Consider the following 1,729-nt stretch of genomic DNA (forward strand, 5'->3'; position numbering starts at 1 on the left):
GATAACGTCAAATAAAATATGATAGTTACCATAAAATGTAAGTAAATAGTAATAGAACATCACTAATTTTAATTATAATAAAAATCTTAAGAATGTCAAAAGTTTGAAGATGTAAATAATGCTAAAAAATGGAATTAGATAAATATAAAACTCTAAAAGAGTTAAGCAAGATTTTTTGAAAAGTTACTCAGTAAAAATATTTAGTTACTTATCAGTTTTGTTGATCCACCTGATAAGTTGAGCCCAAGAGTTAATGGGTTGACCTCTTGAATCTTCAACAACAAGAGGAGCCTTGTTATCAAAAGAGCTATGAGGTTTTATGTAGTTAAAATATAGCTGATATAAAGTTATATGAGCAAGAGCACCATCAAAGGAACTAAAGCTTTTATGACGCTTGTAATGAGCTTTATAGGTGCCAAAAAAACGCTCAATGATGTTTTTATAGGGCCTGTAAACCTCATCTGAATTATCATCATCAGTAAAAAGCCCTTTAACCTGTCTGTGATCTATCTCGGTCTTTAAAAAGACCTTAGCAGCATGTACAGCAGCTCTATATATTGGTGCCATATCAGAAACAAGGACAAAATCCTGACCCTGATATTGGTCAATAATTCTTTTGAGGATGGTGATTGCACCTTTGGTATCTCGATGTTTTGAGAGATGCTGAGCGATGATACAGCCATTCTTACCATCAATGGCAGTAAAGAGATAATGCCAGCTGCCTTTGATTTTAATATATGTTTCATCAACAGCAACAATACCAGATAAAGGTAGATCAAGGTCCTTAATTTTAGGACCAAGTCTGTGGGCTAATGAAACAGTCCAGTTCTGGATAGTCTGAGCTGATGGTGAAACATCATAGGCCAGTTTAAGAGCTCTTTTAGACTGCCTTAAAGAAAGGCCAAGACCGACATAAAAGTCAATAGATTTGGAGATTATGAATTGCCCATACTGGGAATGATCAAGGTTAACAGGTTCTTTATCAGGCCTTGAAACTTCAAGATTATCAATGTCAAAATCATAGGCACGATATTTATATCTTTTATGATCATTTTTCCATTTAGAGCAATTATCATTTCGGCATCTATACTTAACAAAGTTTTTTCGTTCTACATGTTTATCAAGGGCGTAACCGCAGTAGGGACAGCGATAAGTTGGTCTGTTTTTAGGTCTTTGTTCAGGTTTTTCAGGAGCCCACTGATGATCGCAGACTTTACACTGAAACTTCTGGTAACCGTCTTTATCATGGCCAAAGCTGTAGAGATATTTTTTGGGAGCTCCACATTTAGAGCATCCATCAACGTCTACAGTTAGTGGTTTGCGGCGATTAACTTTTTTAATTGGTTCACCATTTTCTTTAGCTTCAGCTAGAATTTCCTGATAATCAGGATTATTATACTCAATATCAGGCAGTGGATCATCAAAACTGTTAAATTTAGTATAACTATCATCAAGTTTTTCTTTGGGTTCAAAATCAACATGAAAAAGTTTTGAGAAAAAGAGATAAACCAAAAGAACAAAATTCATAAGAGGTTTAAGCAGGAAATTAGGAAAATTTCGAGAAATCATAACTTAGGATCCCTTCCTTTCTGGGTTAGTAAGTTGTGGTTCTCTCAATTACTATTTACGAGCTCAGGGGAGGGGATTCCTGCATTTTATACAGATTCCTAACCTGACAACTATGATAACTATTAATATTTTTAAAAAAACTATTAGATTTGACGTAACG

At 34.4% G+C, this 1,729-nt stretch carries 1 protein-coding gene; it reads right to left on the reverse strand.

The annotated features are described in order from the left end of the window. Nucleotides 1-204: 204 nt before the first annotated feature. Nucleotides 205-1,569 (reverse strand): DDE-type integrase/transposase/recombinase, encoded by a 1,365-nt coding sequence (locus tag DFR80_RS15060; protein WP_114490479.1) that lies wholly within the window; start codon nucleotides 1,567-1,569, stop codon nucleotides 205-207. Nucleotides 1,570-1,729: the final 160 nt, after the last annotated feature.

It is taken from the genome of Halanaerobium sp. ST460_2HS_T2 (assembly GCF_003337665.1).
Classification (GTDB): domain Bacteria; phylum Bacillota; class Halanaerobiia; order Halanaerobiales; family Halanaerobiaceae; genus Halanaerobium; species Halanaerobium kushneri.